Origin of the sequence: Actinomadura sp. NPDC048955 (assembly GCF_040649435.1) — a bacterium.
In the GTDB taxonomy this organism is placed as follows: domain Bacteria; phylum Actinomycetota; class Actinomycetes; order Streptosporangiales; family Streptosporangiaceae; genus Spirillospora; species Spirillospora luteofluorescens.
Genome location: NZ_JBEZJI010000071.1, coordinates 358 through 17,863, shown reverse-complemented (window position 1 = coordinate 17,863; position 17,506 = coordinate 358). Strand labels below are relative to the sequence as shown.

Annotated in this window: 13 protein-coding genes; 5 read left to right on the top strand and 8 right to left on the bottom strand. The window is 73.9% G+C overall.

The annotated features are described in order from the left end of the window. Window position 1: 1 nt before the first annotated feature. Complete coding sequence (locus tag AB0C84_RS39535) at window positions 2-394, top strand: OsmC family protein (protein WP_361076314.1); 393 nt, start codon at window positions 2-4, stop codon at window positions 392-394. Between the two features lie 41 nt (window positions 395-435). Here AB0C84_RS39535 and AB0C84_RS39530 read toward each other — a convergent pair whose 3' ends face one another. Together AB0C84_RS39530 and AB0C84_RS39525 are read right to left on the bottom strand one after the other, a co-directional pair. Further along, window positions 436-2,172, bottom strand: a complete 1,737-nt coding sequence (locus AB0C84_RS39530; RefSeq protein ID WP_361076311.1) for a glycoside hydrolase family 3 N-terminal domain-containing protein — start codon at window positions 2,170-2,172, stop codon at window positions 436-438. A gap of 105 nt (window positions 2,173-2,277) precedes the next feature. Then, window positions 2,278-3,825 (bottom strand): alpha/beta hydrolase, encoded by a 1,548-nt coding sequence (locus AB0C84_RS39525; protein ID WP_361076308.1) that lies wholly within the window; start codon window positions 3,823-3,825, stop codon window positions 2,278-2,280. 324 nt (window positions 3,826-4,149) lie between these two features. Here AB0C84_RS39525 and AB0C84_RS39520 point away from each other — a divergent pair, with 324 nt between their 5' ends. After that, entirely contained in the window at window positions 4,150-5,010 is an 861-nt protein-coding gene (locus tag AB0C84_RS39520) for a phosphatase PAP2 family protein (protein ID WP_338742077.1), read from the top strand. Here the strand turns inward: AB0C84_RS39520 and AB0C84_RS39515 are convergent. From AB0C84_RS39515 to AB0C84_RS39495, 5 genes are all read right to left on the bottom strand, one after another. Further along, complete coding sequence (locus AB0C84_RS39515) at window positions 4,995-8,021, bottom strand: bifunctional [glutamine synthetase] adenylyltransferase/[glutamine synthetase]-adenylyl-L-tyrosine phosphorylase (RefSeq protein ID WP_361076306.1); 3,027 nt, start codon at window positions 8,019-8,021, stop codon at window positions 4,995-4,997. The genes AB0C84_RS39520 and AB0C84_RS39515 overlap by 16 nt on opposite strands. A gap of 27 nt (window positions 8,022-8,048) precedes the next feature. After that, a complete protein-coding gene (gene glnA, locus AB0C84_RS39510) occupies window positions 8,049-9,410 on the bottom strand; it encodes a type I glutamate--ammonia ligase (protein ID WP_179842996.1) in 1,362 nt (453 codons plus the stop codon). A 125-nt stretch (window positions 9,411-9,535) separates the two neighbouring features. Continuing rightward, on the bottom strand, window positions 9,536-10,363 hold the full coding sequence (locus AB0C84_RS39505) for an amino acid ABC transporter ATP-binding protein (RefSeq protein WP_361076303.1): 828 nt from the start codon (window positions 10,361-10,363) through the stop codon (window positions 9,536-9,538). Beyond that, the gene (locus AB0C84_RS39500; RefSeq protein WP_361076299.1) at window positions 10,360-11,223 is read right to left on the bottom strand and encodes an amino acid ABC transporter permease; all 864 of its coding nucleotides are present in this window, start codon (window positions 11,221-11,223) and stop codon (window positions 10,360-10,362) included. Before AB0C84_RS39500 ends, AB0C84_RS39505 begins: the two co-directional genes overlap by 4 nt. Beyond that, window positions 11,181-12,005: a transporter substrate-binding domain-containing protein gene (locus AB0C84_RS39495; RefSeq protein WP_338742070.1), complete on the bottom strand. Its 825-nt coding sequence runs from the start codon at window positions 12,003-12,005 to the stop codon at window positions 11,181-11,183. Before AB0C84_RS39495 ends, AB0C84_RS39500 begins: the two co-directional genes overlap by 43 nt. Window positions 12,006-12,165: 160 nt before the next feature. Here AB0C84_RS39495 and AB0C84_RS39490 point away from each other — a divergent pair, with 160 nt between their 5' ends. Further along, window positions 12,166-13,197, top strand: a complete 1,032-nt coding sequence (locus AB0C84_RS39490) for a terpene synthase family protein (RefSeq protein ID WP_361076296.1) — start codon at window positions 12,166-12,168, stop codon at window positions 13,195-13,197. Here the strand turns inward: AB0C84_RS39490 and AB0C84_RS39485 are convergent. Next, a complete protein-coding gene (locus tag AB0C84_RS39485) occupies window positions 13,137-14,162 on the bottom strand; it encodes a DUF5937 family protein (protein WP_361076293.1) in 1,026 nt (341 codons plus the stop codon). The genes AB0C84_RS39490 and AB0C84_RS39485 overlap by 61 nt on opposite strands. A gap of 55 nt (window positions 14,163-14,217) precedes the next feature. Between AB0C84_RS39485 and AB0C84_RS39480 the strand changes: the two genes are divergently transcribed. Next, complete coding sequence (locus tag AB0C84_RS39480) at window positions 14,218-15,477, top strand: MFS transporter (RefSeq protein WP_361076290.1); 1,260 nt, start codon at window positions 14,218-14,220, stop codon at window positions 15,475-15,477. A gap of 32 nt (window positions 15,478-15,509) precedes the next feature. Then, window positions 15,510-17,354, top strand: coding sequence for an NAD+ synthase (locus AB0C84_RS39475; RefSeq protein WP_361076287.1), 1,845 nt, complete (start codon window positions 15,510-15,512; stop codon window positions 17,352-17,354). Window positions 17,355-17,506: the final 152 nt, after the last annotated feature.

Sequence of the window (17,506 nt, the reverse complement as noted above, 5' to 3'; positions counted from 1 at the left end):
CATGGCGGAGGTCAGGGTGGAGCGCACCGAGGACGGCTTCCGGGCCGTCAACGGCCGGGGCGCGGCGGTCGCGATCGGGGACGGCGAGACCGAGGGCGTCTTCACTCCGGTCGAGCTGCTGCTGGCGGCGCTCGGCGGCTGCGAGCTGGTCACCGTCGAGCCGCTGACGGCCAAGCGGGGGCACCGGATGGCGCGGCTCGCCGCGACCGTCCAGGCCGACAAGGTCGCCACCAGCACGCTCGGAACGATCACGGTCACCTACGACGTCGAGCTGCCCGAAGGGGACGACGAGGCCGAGGACGTCCTGAAGGCCGTGGCCGCGCGCGTCCACGAGAAGTACTGCACCGTCGGCAACGCGCTGCGGGAGCCGATGAAGGTCGATCAGGTGGTGTAGCGGGCCCGGGTGCGCCGGGGGCGGCGCACCCGGTCCGCCCGTCAGTAGCGCAGGCCGTGCCCGTAGGGGTACAGGCCCTTGATCGTGACCGGCAGGCGCCCGCCGGGCTGCGCGCCGAAGACGACGCGGGCGGCGGCCCTGTGCATGGTCAGGTCGACGCGCTGGGTCCGCGCGGTCGTCCCGTAGGTCGCCAGGTAGGCGCGGACGGACGGGTACGAGGCGATGTCGTACGGCAGGCCGGTCGCCACGGCCGCGACCGGCCTGCCCGTCGCCTGGAGGGCCCGGACGAGCCGCGCCTGCCCCGCGGGGAGCGTCCCGGACGAGAAGGTGGCGACGAGGACGCGGTCGGCGGAGCGGGCGCGGCGGACGGCCTCGGCGATCTCGGCGTCGGTGGGGTCGGCGGTCGCGGCCTGCCAGGTTGTCACCGGGCCGCGCGCGAGCGCGGCCACCTCGGTCGCGAACTCCCCGGTCTGCACGACGCCCGCGACCAGGGTCCGCGCGTCCGAGCCGGGGTCGAACGGGAGCACCCGGCCCTCGTTGCGCACCAGTGTCGTGGCGGCGATGCCCGCCGACAGGGCCTGCCGCAGGAAGGCGGGGTTTCCGGAGATCCGCTCGGCGGCCGCGGGGCTGACGTAGCGATGGTCGAAGGCCCGGTACCGGCATTTCAGCGCGAGGACGCGCCGGACGGACGCGTCGACCCGCTCCCGGGTCAGCGTCCCGTCGCGCAGGGCGCCGGCCAGGGCGTCCACGGCCTGCGCGTGGGCCGCGTGGTCGCCGGTCGACATGATCACGTCGGCGCCCGCGCGGACCGCCATCACGGTGGCCTCGCGGGTGCCCCAGTTCGCGTCGATCGCGTCCATGTCCATGGCGTCGGTGACGATGACGCCGTCGAATCCCAGGTCCCGCCGCAGCAGGCCGGTCAGCACCTTGGGCGACAGCGTGGCGGGCAGGTCGGGGTCGACGGCCTTCACCACCACGTGCGCCGTCATGATCGCGTCGGCGCCGGCCGCGATCGCCCGGCGGAACGGGGGCAGGTGGACGCGGTCGAGCGTGGCGCGGTCGTAGGTCACCGACGGCAGGCCGAGGTGGCTGTCGGTCTCGGTGTCGCCGTGCCCCGGGAAGTGCTTGGGCGTCGCGATCATCCCGGCCCGCCGGTAGGCGCGGACCTGCGTCTCGACGAGCCCGCCGACCAGGTCGGCGCGCTCCCCGAAGGACCGGACGCCGATGATCGGGTTGGCGGGGTTGGTGTTGACGTCGGCGACGGGCGCGTAGTTCCAGTGGAACCCCATCGCGCGGGCCTCGGCGGCCGTGACGGCCGCCGCCGCGCGGGCCCGCGCCGGGTCGCGGGCGGCGCCGAGCCCCATCGCGTTCGGCAGCGGCGTGGTGCCTTCGCGGACGTTGTGGGTCGTCCCGAACTCGAAGTCGCCGGAGACGAGCAGCGGCAGGCCGGACGGGGTGTCCTGCGCCCAGCGCTGGAGCCGGTTGGCGTAGCGGGCGGCGAGGCCCGGTGTGCGCGGCTCGGAGGTGATGACCGAGCCGATCTTCAGTTCCTGGACGGCGCGGCGGGTCCGCTCGGACGGCATCCCGTCCGGGCCGTCCTCGGTGACCGCCATGACCAGCTGGCCGACCTTCTCGGCGTCCGTCATCCGCGCGAGGATCGCGCCGGGGTCGCAGCCGCGGCCCGGCGGCGCCTGCGCCCGGGCGCGGGCGGGCGGGGCCAGGGCGAGCCCGAGGGCCGCGATCGCGACGATGGACGTGATGGTTCGGCCGCCGTTCATCCAGCCTCCTCGATAGACCTCGCGGTCTAGACCAGTCCGAACCAGCGGCCGGTTCAAGGGGCAGATGTTGACAGGATCGGCGCGGCCCGGTGGGCTCGGCGACCGCTAGCCGCAGGTCGCGCCCGCGGCGGGCACCGTGCCGCGCAGGAGGTAGGCGTGCACGGCCTCGCGGACGCAGGGGTCGCCGGTGTCGTAGGAGCCGTGGCCCTCTCCCCTGAGCGTGAGGAGGGTGGCCCGGCCGCCGAGCGCCTCCGTCAGCGCGGACGCCCACGCGTACGGGGTGGCCGGGTCGCCGGTGTTGCCGACGACGAGGATCGGCGCGGCGGACGGGGCGGACACCTCGCGCCCGGCGGGGTCGCCCTGCACCGGCCAGCCCGTGCACTGCAGCAGGCCCCACGCCAGCGACGTCCCGAAGATCGGTGAGGCCTCGCGGAACCGCGGCAGCAGCCGCCGCACGTCGCTCACGGTGGGCCGGTCGGCGCCGTCGGCGCAGGTGATGGCGGTGTTGGCGGCGGAGAGGTTGCTGTAGGTGCCGTCCTGGCGCCGCCCGTTCTGAACGTCGGCGAGCATCAGCAGCAGCGACCCGTCGCGGCGCTTCACAGCGTCGACGAGGCCCTGCGCGAGGTACGGCCAGGCGTCCCGGGAGTACAGCGCGCCGGCGACGCCGGTCGTGCCGAGGCTCTGGGTGAGCCTGCGCCCGGACGAGGTGCGGAGCGCAGCACGGTCGAGACCGTCCAGGAACCGGCCGACGGACGCCACGACCGACGGGCCGTCGGTTCCGAGGGGGCACCCCTTCTTCCCGAGGCGCGCGCAGGCGGCGCCGAAGCCGCCGAGGGCGCGCTGGAACGCGGCCGCCTGCTGGAGGGCGAGGTCGGCACGGCCGAGCCTGGTGTCGACGGCCCCGTCCAGGACGGCACGTCCCACCCTGGCGGGGAACTGGTGCGCGTAGTTGCCGCCGAGCCAGGTGCCGTAGGAGATGCCGAAGTAGTGCAGCCGCTCGTCGCCGACGGCGGCGCGGACCATGTCAAGGTCGCGGGCCGCGTCGGCGGTGCCGACGTGCGGCAGCAGCCGCCCCGACCGGGCCTCGCACTGGCGCACGTAGTCGGCGCGGCCGGCCGCGTATGCCCGCTCCTCGGCGGCGGTGTCGGGGCTGTCGTCCATGGCGGCGATCGCGTCCATGCGGCGGTCGTCCACGCAGGCCACCGGGCTGCTCCGGCCGACGCCGCGGGGGTCGAAGCCGATCAGGTCGTAGCGGGCGCGCAGGTCGGCGTACTGGCCGGCGGACTGCGCGAGCGTGTCGACGCCCTCCCCGCCGGGGCCGCCGAAGTTGAACACCAGCGAGCCGATGCGCCGACGCGGGTCGGTCGCCGGCACCTTGATCAGGGCGAGTTCGATCTTCTCGCCGGACGGCCGGGCGTGGTCGAGCGGCACCGGGAGCGCAGCGCAGCGCAGCCCGCGAGGCGGCTTGCTCTTGGGCGGCGGGGACGGCAGTCCGGTGCAGCGCCCCCACGTCAGCCGCGGGGCCGTCCCGGGCGGGGTGTCGATCGCCGCGGACGGGGTATCGCCCGCCACGGACGCGGTACCGGCAGCCGCCGGTGGGGTTCCGGTCGCCGCGCGGAGCCCGCCGGGCGACGTGCGCGCGGAACCCGTCACTCCCGCGAGTGAGAGGAGTGTTAAGGCGGCCAGGGTCGTCGCGCCCGCCGGCACCACGCCTGATGTCCCCCGATACCTGGCCATTCGTCCCTCCGATCGCATCGCCTGAAGCGATCGGGACCTACCCATGGCCCTCTATGCTGACTCCTGATCAACTCGATGGGCTCGATCGGAGGAGCGGGCGGCGCGGGGATCCCCCGAGCGTCCCTGAGGCCCTCCCCCGAAAGTCCGGATACCGCATCAGGGTCGTACTACTCAGGTCTGAGATGAAGACCATTCGTCGCGGTGATCTCATACGAGGCCCCGGCGGCAAAGATAGGTAGCATGGCTCAATCCGCCCCCCCAGCGGCCCGCAGAAGCGAGGCCGGCGCCACCGGAATGCGGCGCCGGATCATCACCGCGCCCCCGGTATGGCGCGAGCTCCTGCTGGTCGTCCTGTTCTACACCGGCTATACGCTGACGCGGATCGTCCTGGTTCAGGACGGCACCGGGCCCGCGTTCGCGCACGCCGACGAGATCCTGCGCGCCGAGCGCTTCCTGGGGCTGGACTTCGAGCTGCACCTCAACCAGACGCTGCTGACCGTGCCCTGGCTGGCGCGGACCGCGAACGTCTTCTACGCCACGATGCACTTCATCGTGACGCTCGCCATCGTCGTCTGGCTGTACCGCTACCGGCCGCAGCACTACCGGTGGCTCCGCACGTCCATCATGATCGCGACCGGGGTGGCGCTGATCGGCTTCTGGCTGTACCCGCTGGCGCCGCCGAGGTTCCTGCACAGCGAGGGCTTCGTCGACCCGGTGACCGCGCTGCACTCGCTCGGCCTGTACGCCAGCGACGCGTCCGGGAGCCTGACCAACCAGTACGCGGCCATGCCGTCCATGCACGCCGGATGGTCGCTGTGGTGCGGGCTGGTGCTGGTCAGGCTGGCGTCGCAGAACTGGGCCAAGCTCCTCGGCGCGCTCTACCCCGCGACCACCGTGATCGTGATCCTGTCGACCGCCAACCACTACGTGCTGGACGCGGTGGCGGGCATGGCGCTCATCGGCGGCGCGCTGTGGGTCTCGTGGATCCTCTACACGCGCTGCCCCGCACCGCTCCTGCTGGCCAGGGCCCGCGTGATGCACCGGCTCCACCAGCGGGCCGGGCGGCGGACGGACCGTTCCGGGGCTCACTCGGCTCCGTAGAACACGCGGTCCACGACGGCGCGGGCGCGGCGCGCGTGCCGGCGGTAGTCCTCCAGGAGGTCGCCCGTCCCGGGATAGTCGAGGACGCGGGCGACCGAGCTGCGCTCCCGGTGGTGGTCGGTCGGCAGCAGGTCGGACGCGCGGCCCCGCACCAGCATGAGCGAGCCCCGGATCCGGGTGGCCATGCACCACGCCTCGGCCAGGATCTCCGCGTCCTCGGCGTCCAGGAGGCGCGCCCCGACCGCCGCGTCCAGCGCGTCCAGCGTGCGAGTGGTGCGCAGCGCCGGGACCTCGTGGGCGTACCGGAGCTGGAGCAGCTGCGCGACCCACTCCACGTCGGCGAGCCCGCCCGGCCCGAGCTTGGTGTGCAGGCGCCGCTCGACGCCGCGCGGGAGCCGCTCGGACTCCATCCGCGCCTTCAGCCGCCGGATCTGCCGGACGGCGTCCTCGTCGATGCCGTCCTCCGGCCAGCGGACGGGGTCGATCAGCGCGCGGAACCGCTCGCACAGCCCCGGGTCGCCGATCATCGGGTCGGCGCGCAGCAGCGCCTGCGCCTCCCAGGGCTCCGACCAGCGCGCGTAGTAGGCGGCGTAGGACGCGAGCGTGCGCACGAGCGGCCCCTGCCGCCCCTCCGGGCGCAGGTTCGGGTCGATCACCAGCGGCGGGTCGGGGGCGGGCAGGGCGAGGAGGCGGCGCAGCTCCTCGGCGACGGCGTGCGCGGCGCGCCCGGCGGCGCGCTCGTCGGCGCCGGGCAGCGGGTCGTGGACGAACATGACGTCGGCGTCGCTGCCGTAGCCGAGCTCGTGCCCGCCGAACCGGCCCATCGCGACGACCGCCATCCGGGTCGGCAGCGGCCCGCGCGACTCCATCTCGATCTTGTTGACGGCGATCTGGAGGGCGGCCTCGAGGGTGACGGCGGAGATGCCGGTGAGGGCCTCCCCCACCTCCCGGACGTCCACGAGGCCGAGCAGGTCGGCGACGGCCACGCGGAACAGCTCGCGGCGCCGCAGCGCCCGCACCACCCCGGCGGCCTCCTCGGCGGGGCGGCCGCCGGCCCCCTCCCGGTGGCGGCGGGCGGCGGCGAGCGCCTCCGCGCGCAGCGCCTCGTGCGGGCGCGGCGCGAGGCCGGTGTCGCTGCCCAGCAGGGCGACCGCCTCGGGGGCGCGCAGCAGCAGGTCGGTGGCGTACCGGCTGGAGCCGAGCACCCACGCCATCCGCTCGGCGACGGTCACCTCGTCGCGCAGCAGCCGCAGGTACCACGGCGTGGTCCCGAGGGCGTCGCTGACCTGCCGGAACCCGAGCAGGCCCGCGTCGGGGTCGGGCGCGTCGGCGAACCAGCCGAGCATGACCGGCAGCAGCGTCCGCTGGATCGCGGCCCGCCGCGACACGCCCGAGGTGAGCGCCTCGATGTGCCGCAGCGCGCCGGCCGGGTCGGCGTACCCGAGCGCCTCCAGCCGGATCCGGGCCGCCTGCGGGGTGAGCCGGGCCTCCTCGCCGGGCAGCCGCGCGACGGCCCGCAGCAGCGGCCGGTAGAACAGCTTCTCGTGGATGCGGCGGACCTCCCGGGCGTGCCGCCGCCACAGCGCGGTGAACTCCCCCACCGGGTCGGTGCGCAGGCCGAGGGCGCGGCCGAGGCGGCGCAGGCCGGCCTCGTCGTCGGGGACGAGGTGGGTGCGGCGCAGCCGGTGCAGCTGGACGAGGTGCTCCACGCGGCGCAGGAACCGGTAGGCCGACGCCAGCGCCGCCGCGTCGTCGCGCGCGACGTAGCCGCCCCGGGACAGGTCGGCCAGCGCGTCCAGCGTGGCCCGGCTGCGGAGCGTCTCGTCGGCGCGGCCGTGGACGAGCTGGAGCAGCTGCACCGCGAACTCGACGTCGCGCAGCCCGCCCGGCCCGAGCTTGAGCTGCCGCTCGGAGTCGGCGGTGCGCTGGTTCAGGTCGGCCTCGACGCGGCGCCGCATGTCCTGGACGTCCTCGACGAAGCTCTCGCCCTCGGCCGCCTTCCACACGATCGGGGTGATCGTGTCGAGGTAGCGGGCGCCGAGGTCGGCGTCGCCCGCGACGGGACGGGCCTTCAGCAGCGCCTGGAACTCCCACGTCTTGGCCCACCGCTCGTAGTAGGCGCGGTGGCTGGCGAGCGTCCGCACGAGCGGCCCGGACTTGCCCTCGGGGCGCAGCGCCGCGTCCACCTCCCAGAGCGCGCCCTCCTCGGTCGTGGCGGAGCAGGCCCGCATCATCGCCGACGCCAGCCGGGTCGCGGTGCGCAGCGCGGCGTCCTCGTCCGCGCCTTCGCCGTTCTCACCGGCGCCCCGCGCCTCCGCCACGAAGATCACGTCGACGTCGCTGACGTAGTTGAGCTCGCGGCCCCCGCACTTGCCCATGCCGATCACGGCGAGCCGGCACGTCTCGTGCCCGGGCACCTCGGCGCGGGCGATCGCGAGGCCGGCCTCCAGCGCGGCGGCGGCGAGGTCGGCCAGCTCGGCGGCGACCTCGGCGACGTCGGCCACGCCGATCAGGTCGCGGCCCGCCAGCGCCAGGACGCGGCGGCGGTAGGCGACGCGGAGCGCGACGAGCGCGTCCTCGCCGCGCGCCACCGGCTCGCTCGCCGCCGGGTCGGCGCCCACGGCGGCCAGCAGGTCGGTGCGGGGGCTTCCGACCGGGCCCGCGACGCCGTCGCGCAGCACCCGCCAGTGGTCGGGATGCCGCGCCAGGTGGTCGCCGAGCGCCGCGCTCACCCCGAGGACCGCGGTCAGCCGCTCCCGCGTGCCCGGCTCGGCGGCCAGCACCCCGCGCAGCTCGCCGCCGGCGGCGGGGAGCAGGCGCAGCAGGCCGTCCAGCGCGAGGTCGGGGTCGGCGGTGGCGCCGAGGGCGTCGAGCAGGGCGTCACCGGGTGCGGCGCCCTCCCGCTCGGCCTCCGCGATCAGGCGCTCCGCCCGCGCCGCGTGGGTGAACCCGAGCCGCGCCAGGCGTCCGGCGAGCGAGGGACGGCGGTCGGAAGTCCAGGACTCGGTCACAGGACCAACCGTATTCCGGTGCGGGCCTCAGAGGACGGCCAGGAGGCGCTTCCGTTCGAATTCGGTCACCTGGCGGCGGTAGTCCTCCCACTCCTGGCGCTTGTTGCGCAGGAAGAAGTCGAAGACGTGCTCGCCGAGGACGTCGGCCATCAGCTCGCTGCGCTCCATCGCGTGGATGGCCTCGTCCAGGTTCTGCGGCAGCGGCTCGATGCCGAGCGCGCGCCGCTCGGCCACGGTGAGGGCCCAGACGTCGTCCTCGGCGCCCGGCGGCAGCTCGTAGCCCTCCTCGATCCCCTTGAGCCCGGCGCCGAGGATCGCCGCGAACGCCAGGTAGGGGTTCGCGGCCGTGTCCAGCGACCGGAACTCGATGCGGGTCGAGTGGCCCTTGTGCGGCTTGTACATCGGGACGCGGATCAGCGCCGACCGGTTGTTGTGCCCCCAGCAGATGTAGGACGGGGCCTCTCCGCCCAGCCCCGCCGCGGAGCCGACGTTCCCCCACAGCCGCTTGTAGGAGTTGACCCACTGGTTGCACACTGCGGTGATCTCGGCGGAGTGCCGCAGCAGCCCGGCGATGAACGCCCGCCCCGCCTTGGACAGCTTGTACTCCGCGCCCGGCTCGTAGAAGGCGTTGCGGTCGCCCTCGAACAGCGACATGTGGGTGTGCATGCCCGAGCCGGGGTGCTCGGTGAACGGCTTCGGCATGAAGGACGCGTGCACGCCCTGCTCCAGCGCGACCTCCTTCATGACCAGCCGGAACGTCATGATGTTGTCGGCGGTGGTGAGCGCGTCGGCGTACCGCAGGTCGATCTCCTGCTGGCCGGGGGCGCCCTCGTGGTGGCTGTACTCCACCGAGATGCCCATCGCCTCCAGCATCGTGATGGCGTTGCGCCGGAAGTCGTGCGCGGCGCTGTGCGGGGTGTGGTCGAAGTAGCCGCCCGCGTCCGCCGGCTCGGGCTCGCGGCCGTCCTCCGGCTTGTCGTTGAAGAGGAAGAACTCGATCTCGGGGTGGGTGTAGAAGGTGAACCCGAGGTCGGCGGCCCGCGCCAGGGCGCGCTTGAGGACGTAGCGGGGGTCGGCGAAGCTCGGCGTCCCGTCCGGCATGAGGATGTCGCAGAACATGCGGCCGACGCCGGGGGACTCCGACCGCCAGGGCAGCACCTGGAAGGTGGACGGGTCCGGTTTGGCGATCATGTCGGCCTCGTAGACCCGGGCGAAGCCCTCGATGGCCGAGCCGTCGAAGCCGATGCCCTCGCCGAAGGCGCCTTCCAGTTCGGCGGGGGCGACGGCCACCGACTTCAGGAAACCGAGCACGTCGGTGAACCACAGCCGGATGAAGCGGATGTCGCGCTCCTCCAGCGTGCGGAGCACGAACTCCTGCTGACGGTCCAATGCCCTCTCCCTCGGTACTGCCCTGTCGGCGAGACTGCGTTGTCGACGACGCGGGCCCGGCATGCCGGCCGTCTGGAGCCGGTCCGGCTGTATCTGCAGTATGCCCGGACGCTGTTACCGCGACGTTACGCGTCCGGGGCCGGTGATCGGAACATATCCGACCGCGAACCGTCCTCGATCCGCGCCGCCGCCGGGTCGAGGACGCGCGAAAGGAAGGCCCGGGTCCGCTCGTGCGCGGGCTCGCCGATCACCTGGGCGGGCGGGCCCTCCTCCACGACCACGCCGCCGTCCATGAACACCACCCGGTCGGCCACCTCCCGGGCGAAGCTCATCTCGTGGGTGACGACGAGCATCGTCATCCCGGCCTCGGCGAGGCCGCGCATGACGCCGAGGACGTCCCCGACCAGCTCGGGGTCCAGCGCGGACGTCGGCTCGTCGAACAGCATCACCTCCGGGCCCATGGCGAGCGCGCGGGCGATGGCCACGCGCTGCTGCTGGCCGCCCGACAGCTGCGCCGGGTAGGCCTCGACCTTGTCGGCCAGCCCGACCCGCTCCAGGTTCTCCCGGGCGACGCGCTCGGCCTCCGCCCGGCCCCGTCTCAGCACCTTCCGCTGAGCGATCATGACGTTGCCGAGCGCGGTGAGGTGCGGGAAGAGGTTGAACGCCTGGAAGACCATGCCGATCCTGCGGCGGACGGCGTCGATGTCGACCTCGGGGCCGGTGACGTCGGCGCCGGCGACCCGGACCGTCCCGGCGGACGGCTCCTCCAGCAGGTTGACGCAGCGCAGCAGCGTCGACTTGCCCGAACCGGACGGGCCGATCACGCAGACGACCTCGCCCGCCGCCACATGGAAGTCGACGCCGCGCAGCACCTCGTTCGTGCCGAACGACTTGTACAGGCCGCTGATCTCGATGGCCGCCCGGCCATCGGCGTCCTTGACGAGGCTCGTCATCGCCGCCCCCTGCGCTGCCGCGCCTCCAGCCGCCGGGCCAGCAGGCTCAGCGGGATCGTGATGAGCAGATAGCAGATCCCCGCCACGATGATCGGGGTGGTGTTGCCCTGCTCGCCCGCGAGGTCGCGGCCGAACTTGGTGAGCTCCCGCTGCTGGAGCGTGATGCCGAGGAACAGCACCAGCGAGGAGTCCTTGCACAGCAGCACCAGCTCGTTGGTCAGCGGCGGGATGATGATGCGGAACGCCTGCGGGATGACGATCGAGCGCATCGCGCGGGTGTGCGACATGCCGAGCGACCGCGCCGCCTCCAGCTGCCCCTTCGGGACGGCCTCGATCCCGGCCCGGATCGTCTCGGCCATGTAGGCCGTGGCGGCGAGGCCGAGGGCCAGTCCCGCCTGCCCGGCGGCGCCGCCGGGGATGTTGGTGCCCGGGAAGGCCAGCGGCACGCCGACGCCCACGAAGATGAAGATCAGCAGCAGCGGCAGGCCGCGGAAGATCTCGATGTAGGAGGTGGCGAACCACCGGTACGGGGGCACCGACGACAGCCGCATCAGCGCGACGAGCAGCCCGCCGCCGAGGCCGATCCCGAACCCGACCGCGGTGTAGACGGCGGTGTTGCGCAGCCCGACCGTGATGATGTCGGGGAACAGGCTCTTGGCGACGTCCCAGTTGGCGAAGTTGAGCCGCAGGGTGCCCCAGTCGGCGAGCGCCAGCACCAGCACCACGACGACGACGAAGATCCCGTACTGGCCGCCGAGGGAGAGCTGCCGGCGGCGCCGGCGGGTCAGCCCGCCCGGCGCCGCCGCACCCTCGGCCGTCACGACCCGCCGCCGGCGGCGGCCGGCATTGGACCGATCCACTTCTCATAGATCCGCTTGTAGGAGCCGTCCGTCCTCGCCTGCGCGATCACCTGGTTCGTCATCTTCACCAGTTCGGGGTTGTGCCCCTTGCGCATCCAGAACCCGTACTGCTCGCCGGTGTTCAGGTTCGCGGCGATCTCGAAGCCGGCGTTCGCCGGGTCCTTCAGCCAGCCCTTGACGACCGGGTCGTCCTGCACGATCACGTCCACCTGGCCGGTGCGCAGCCCGTTCAGCTCGGCGTTGGAGTTGTCGAACGAGCGCGGGTCGAAGCCCTTGCCCTTGACGAAGTCCTCGCCGGTCGTGCTCGCCTGCGAACCGAGCTTGAGCTTCTTGCCCTTGACGTCGTCGAGCGAGGTGATCCCGCTGCCCTTCTTCGCCATCAGCGACTGCGTGGCGTCGAAGTAGGGGGCCGAGACGTCCATGAACTTCACCCGGTCGGGCTTGATCGTCATGCCGCCCATCTGGATGTCGCACTTGCCGGCGTTCAGCGCCGACCCCGTCTTCATCGTCTCGAACGGGGTGTCGACGATCTTCTGGGTGACGCCGAGCCGCTTGGCGACGAGGTCGATGAGCTCGACGTCGAAGCCCACGACCTTGCCCGACTTCTTGTCCTCCGACTGGAAGGGCGGGTAGGGCAGGTGCGTGCACGAGGTGAGCGCGCCCTTCTCGATGAGCTTCACGCCCTGCACCGTCGCGCCCTCGTCGCCACCGCACGCCGACGCCGTCAGCGCCAGGGCCGCGAGCCCCGCGCCGAAGGCCCGGAGCGTCGTCCGTCTCGACACGTTTCCTCCTGATCGTGCTGGCTTCCGATCACCGCACTATCGCACGTCCCCCGGGCGGGGGGCAGTGCCGGGCGGCTGACTCGCCCATGACCGTCCCCGGATATCCGTTTCCCGGAAATTGACGTGGCGATCATGGTCGTCCGGCAAGGTGATCGTTAGCGTGGATCGCGTCGTGGACATCTCACTTCTTCTCTCGATGACCGACCGGGTGACCGCGCTGGCCACACCGTCGGCCATGCACCCGGAGTCGTGGCAGCTGTGCGCGCAGGTGGAGGCCTGGGCACGCGGCCGCGGGCTGGTGCTCGGGGATCCGGACACCTCCCCGCTCGGCCGGGCGCGCTGCGAGCGGCTCGCCGCCCGCGTCCTGCCGTCCGCCGACCTGGCCGCCGTCGACCTGTTCGCCCGCTGGCTGACCTGGACGCTCGCGCTGGACGACACGCTGGACCACGCGCCGCTCGCCGACAGCGGCAGCGCCGTGCACGCGCTGTACGACGACCTGCTGCGCGCGATGCGGCGCGGCCACGCCCGGCCCGGCGCCCGCCCGCTGGAGGCGGCGCTCGTGGAGCTGTGGCAGGCCACGTCCAAGGACATGAGCCGCGACTGGCGCCGCCGGTTCATGCTGCACCTGGAGGCGCACCGCGACGGCTGCGCCGAGGAGGCCGTCAACCGGCGGATCAGCCACGTCCCGACCGAGCAGGAGTACCCGGCGCTGCGCCGCCGGGCGTCCGGGCCGTTCCTGTTCGACCTGATCGAGGCCGTGCTCGGCGTCGAACTGCCGGCGCGGCTACTGCGCACGCCCCGCTGGAAGACACTCGCCGACGGCGTCGCCGACGCGCTGGCCTGGGCCAACGACCTCGCCTCGCACGACCTGGAGGCCGCGCGCGGCGACGTGCACGACCTGCCCGCCGTCCTCGCCAGGGCGCACGGGGTGGACGAGGCGCGGGCGGCCCACCTGGTCGCCGACCGGATCGCCGACCGGCTGGAGGAGGCGTGGACGGCGGCGCGCAGGCTGCCGGAGATGCTCGACCGGCTGGACCTGACGGTCGCGCAGCGCGCCGCCGCCGCGCAGGTCGTCAAGGTCCTGCTGGACACGCCGCGCGCGCACATGGACTGGCTCGCCGAGTCCGGCCGCTACGGGCCGGGCGCCTCCCCCGCGCCGCCGCGCCTGGACGCGCTCGCGTCGCTGCGCTGAGCGCCGGCCAGGGCGTCCCCGGCCGGCGTGCGGACGTACAGGACGCGGCGCCCCATGCGGTGCCCGGTGACGAGGCCACAGGCGCGCAGGACGCCCAGATGCTGGCTGACGGCCCCCGCGGTCACACCCAGCCGCCGGGCCAGATCGGTGGTGGACGCGGGAGTGGCGAGCGCCGTCAGCAGCTCGGCGCGGCGGCGTCCCATCAGCGCGGCCAGAGCGCCGGCGCGCGGCTCGTCCGGCCGCCCCGTCTCCCAGAGCGTCGCCGCGCCACGCGGCGGGTAGCTGACCATCGGCTGGTAGGGCGGCACCATCACCGACACCTGCGGCCACACGAACGCGCTCGGGACGAGCAGGATCCCGCGCCCGGCGAGCTCGCCGCGGAAGTCCCAGTGGCGGTCGACGGAGAGCGTCCCGGCGCGCCATGAGACCGCCTCGTGCAGGTCACCGAACACGCCCGCGGCGCCCTCGGCGGCGAGCGCGGCGCTGCGGCGCAGGACCTCCCCCTCCAGAAGGTCGCGGACGCGCGGCCAGAACGGCTCCACGGCCACCTCCCAGTACCGTTCGAGGAGGTCGGCGAGCGTCGCGAGGGTGCCTTCGGGGTCGGCGGCCATGGCGCGGCGGGCGGGCCGGGGCGGGTTTCCGGGCGCGGTCCAGGTGAGCTCGGCGGCCACGACCTCGGGCGGGGTGGCGCGGACGGTCGCGAGCTCCGCGCCGAGGTCGGGCAGGGGCGTGCGCGGCGGCGGGGTGAGGAAGTCCGGGATGTACCCGGCGGGCAGGACGACGTCCAGCAGCGTCTCGAAGCCGAGGCCGCGCAGCCGCGGGCGGACCGTGCGCACCCACGGCAGGTGGAGCGCGTGGCCGGACGGGTCGGCGAGCACCCGCAGGCTGCGCACCATCTCCCACAGCGGCGAGAACGCGAACCGGACCCGCGCCACGTCGTCCGGCGCGAGCACGAACTCGATCATTTAGCCCAGGCTAAATGAATGTCTCGGAGCACGCGCCGCCCCCACCATCGTGAAAGTGACGACACTGGAAGAGACTCCTGTCGGTCCCTCTCCCGGCAGGTTCGCGGCGTTCCTCCGGCCCCGGGTCGGCGGTTTCCCCCGGCCCTTCTGGGTGCTGTGGGCGGGCACCCTGCTCAACCGCCTCGGGACCATGGTCGAGCCGTTCCTCGGCCTCTACCTGACGTCCATGCGCGGGCTGTCGCTGGCCCAGGCCGGCGTGACGATGGCCGTGCTGGGCGCGGGCTCGCTGGCCGGGCAACTCGCGGGCGGCCTGCTCGCCGACCGCCTCGGCCGCCGCGCGACCCTGACGCTGGCGACCGTCGGCACCGGCGCGGCCATGCTCGCGCTCGGCTACGCCCAGGGGCTCCCCGCGATCCTCGCGGCCGCGCTGGTGCTCGGCCTGCTCCTGGACATGTACCGGCCCGCCGCGCAGGCGATGGTGGCCGACATCATCTCCCCGGCCGAGCGCCCGCGCGCGTTCGGGCTGCTGTTCTGGGCGATCAACCTCGGCTGGGCCGTCGCCATGGTGCTCGGCGGGACGCTCGCGCAGCAGGGCTTCCTGTGGCTGTTCTGGATCGACGCCCTCACCTGCGCGGCGTTCGGCCTGCTCGTGTGGCGGGCCATCCCGGAGACGCGCACCCGCGACGCCCGCGCCGAGCGGACGGGCGGGTTCGGCCGCGTGCTGCGCGACCGGGTCATGGTCGGCTACGTGCTGGTCACCCTCATCTACACGTTCGTGCTCATGCAGGGCATGACGACCATGCCGCTCGCCATGAAGCAGGACGGGCTCGGCCCGCGGTCCTACGGCCTGGCGATCGCCGCGAACGGCGCGCTGATCATCATCGTCCAGCCGCTGGTGAACGCGTGGCTGGCGCGGCGCGACCACAGCCTGGTGCTGGTGGCGGGCTTCGCGCTCGTCGGCGTCGGCTACGGGCTCACCTCACTCGCCTCCTCGCTGGCCGCCTACACGGCGACGATCCTCGTGTGGACGCTCGGGGAGATCATCGCCGCGTCCGTCCTGCAGGCCGTCGTCGCCGACCTCGCGCCCGCCGGCCTGCGCGGCCGCTACGGCGGCCTCTACGGGATGGCGTGGTCGGGCGGCTTCCTGCTGGCGCCGCTCGGCGGCACCCAGCTGCTCGGCGCCGGAGGAGCGCCCGCACTGTGGCTGACCTGCGGGGGTCTCACCCTGGCCGCCGCCGCGGCGCAGCTCGCGCTCGGCCCCGCGATCCGGCGCCGCCGCGCCGCCGCGCTCGCCGCCGACTTCTCGTCAAAGTGACGAAACCGGGTCCGGCGTTCTACCCTTGGACCGTGGCACAACTCAGGCTCGCGCTCGCGCAGGTGAACTCGACCGTCGGCGACCTCGACGGCAACGCCGACCAGATCGTGACGTGGACGCGCCGCGCCGCCGAGGCGGGCGCGCACCTCGTCGCATTCCCGGAGATGATGCTGACCGGCTACCCCGTGGAGGACCTCGCGCTGCGCGCGTCCTTCGTGGACGCCTCCCGCGAGGCCCTCCAGCGGCTCGCCCGCCGGCTCGCCGACGAGGGGCTCGGTGACCTGCCCGTGGTCACCGGCCACCTCGACCGCCCGCCGGCCGGCGGGGCCCGCTCCGGCCGGCCCGGCGGCCTGCCGCTGAACGCCGCCGCGTGGCTGCACGGCGGCGAGGTGCTCGTCCGCTCCGCCAAGCACCACCTGCCCAACTACGGCGTGTTCGACGAGTACCGGATCTTCGCGCGCGGCGACCGGCTGCCGGTCGTCCGGCTGCACGGCGTGGACGTCGCCACCGCCATCTGCGAGGACCTCTGGCAGGACGGCGGCCCGGTCAGCGTCACGAGCGCCTCCGGCGCGGGGCTGCTCCTGGTGATCAACGCCTCCCCCTACGAGCGCAACAAGGACGACGCCCGGCTCGAACTGTGCGCGAGCCGCGCCCGCGAGGCCGGCTGCGCGCTCGCCTACGTCAACATGGTCGGCGGCCAGGACGAACTCGTCTTCGACGGCGACTCGGTCATCGTCGGCCCGGACGGCTCGCCGCTGTCCCGCGCCCCCCAGTTCGTGGAGCACCTCCTCGTCACCGACCTGGACCTGCCGGCCGCCGGCCCGGCCGCCGCGGAGGGCCCCGTCCGCGTCGACGCCCAGGACGGCACCACGATCACCATCGACCGGCACGTCCTGTCCACCGACCCGCTGCCCGCCTACCCCGCCGAGCCGCGGACGGTCGCGCCGCCCCTGGAGGACCTCGCCGAGGTGTACGCGGCGCTCGTCCTCGGCACCCGCGACTACGTCCGCAAGAACGGCTTCCGCTCCGTCGTGCTCGGTCTGTCCGGCGGCATCGACTCGGCACTCGTCGCCACCATCGCCTCCGACGCCATCGGCCCGGAGAACGTGCACGCCGTCCTGCTCCCGAGCCGCTACTCCTCTGAAGGCTCCGTCGTGGACGCCGAGGAACTCGTCAAGCGGCAGGGCGTCAACTCGCGCATCGTCCCCATCGCCGACATGGTCGAGGCGTTCGAGAAGCAGCTCGACCTGCACGGCCTCGCCGCCGAGAACCTCCAGGCCCGCATCCGCGCCAACGTGTGGATGGCCCTGTCCAACGAGGACGGCCACCTCGTCCTCACCGGCGGCAACAAGAGCGAGCTCGCGACCGGCTACTCCACCCTCTACGGCGACTCCGCGGGCGGCTTCGGCCCCATCAAGGACGTCTTCAAGCTCACCGTCTGGGACCTCGCCCGCTGGCGCAACGCCCAGGCCGGCAAGGACGCGCCGCTCCTGCACCCCTTCACGCAGGAGCCCATCCCCGAGGCCATCATCGTCAAGGAACCGTCCGCCGAGCTGCGCCCCGGCCAGCGCGACCGCGACAGCCTCCCCGACTACGCCCTCCTGGACCCGATCCTCACCGACTACGTCGAGCGCGACATGGGCCGCGACGCCCTCGTCGAGGCCGGCCACGACCCCGCCCTGGTCGAACGCGCCATCCGCCTCGTCGACATCGCCGAGTACAAGCGCCGCCAGTACCCGCCCGGCCCCAAGATCACGCCCAAGAACTTCGGCCGCGACCGCCGCCTCCCCATCACCAACCGCTGGCGCGAGCTAGCCCAGGGGGGCGACCCCCTGGAACCCCCGTCACGAGCCGGGCGATCCTCACGCCACGGCTGAGGCTTCTTGTGCCCGTGCGGGTTCGCGTCGTGTCGCTGCGGTCGCTGTGTCTTCCCTGGGGGGCGACCCCCTGGAACCCCCGTCACGAGCCGGGCGATCCTCACGCCACGGCTGAGGCTTCTTGTGCCCGTGCGGGTTCGCGTCGTGTCGCT

Bases quoted from the DNA above. Each gene is read 5' to 3' on its own strand.
- AB0C84_RS39530 (WP_361076311.1), bottom strand. From the start codon at position 2,172: ATGAACGGCGGCCGAACCATCACGTCCATCGTCGCGATCGCGGCCCTC.
- AB0C84_RS39505 (WP_361076303.1), bottom strand. From the start codon at position 10,363: ATGACGAGCCTCGTCAAGGACGCCGATGGCCGGGCGGCCATCGAGATC.
- AB0C84_RS39535 (WP_361076314.1), top strand. From the start codon at position 2: ATGGCGGAGGTCAGGGTGGAGCGCACCGAGGACGGCTTCCGGGCCGTC.
- AB0C84_RS39485 (WP_361076293.1), bottom strand. From the start codon at position 14,162: ATGATCGAGTTCGTGCTCGCGCCGGACGACGTGGCGCGGGTCCGGTTC.
- AB0C84_RS39520 (WP_338742077.1), top strand. From the start codon at position 4,150: ATGGCTCAATCCGCCCCCCCAGCGGCCCGCAGAAGCGAGGCCGGCGCC.